This is a genomic window from Faecalibacterium longum, assembly GCF_040094125.1.
GTDB lineage: Bacteria > Bacillota > Clostridia > Oscillospirales > Ruminococcaceae > Faecalibacterium > Faecalibacterium longum.
Window position 1 is genome coordinate 1 of record NZ_JBBNIH010000074.1, and the last position, 552, is coordinate 552.

Here is a 552-nt window from a genome sequence, read left to right on the forward strand (position 1 = left end):
GATGTTGCCGCTGTGTAGCGATGGTCACATCCTTGGATTAACGGTTTTCCAGAGATGTAGCTTCACAGCAACCCTTGGGGATGGGATAAAGCTTCTTGAAGTATTTATGCCGAGAGACATTGTGATTGATTCCTCCCTTGCAGCAGACAGATGCACTGGATGCCGGAATTTTACGATAGCACATGAAACGGCGCACCAGATTCTGGCTGACCAGTTTCCGAATGATTACGGAAAAGCAGCCAACTGCCGCAGGCACATTGCCTATCGAGAGCGAAATGGTCAGCCCTCGTGGGAAGAATGGCAGGCAGATACCCTTGCAGCAGAGCTGCTGATGCCAACATTTCTGATCAATGCCGAAATAGAACGGGCAGCGCTGTGCCTGCCGAATGGAATCCTATACAAATCCGCATCTGACCCGAACTATGAAAAAATTCTGGAGATGGCTGTGCGGATGGGAGTATCGTGGTCTGCGATCAGGATCAGATTACAGCAGATGCAGATCATCAACGGCAAACCCATCCACTGCCACCCATTAGACGTCATTCGATTTGG

At 50.0% G+C, this 552-nt stretch carries 1 protein-coding gene; it reads left to right on the plus strand.

Going from position 1 to position 552, the window contains the following annotated elements:
- On the plus strand, positions 1-552 hold a 552-nt coding region (locus AAAU26_RS01735), incomplete at both ends, for an ImmA/IrrE family metallo-endopeptidase (RefSeq protein WP_349180889.1).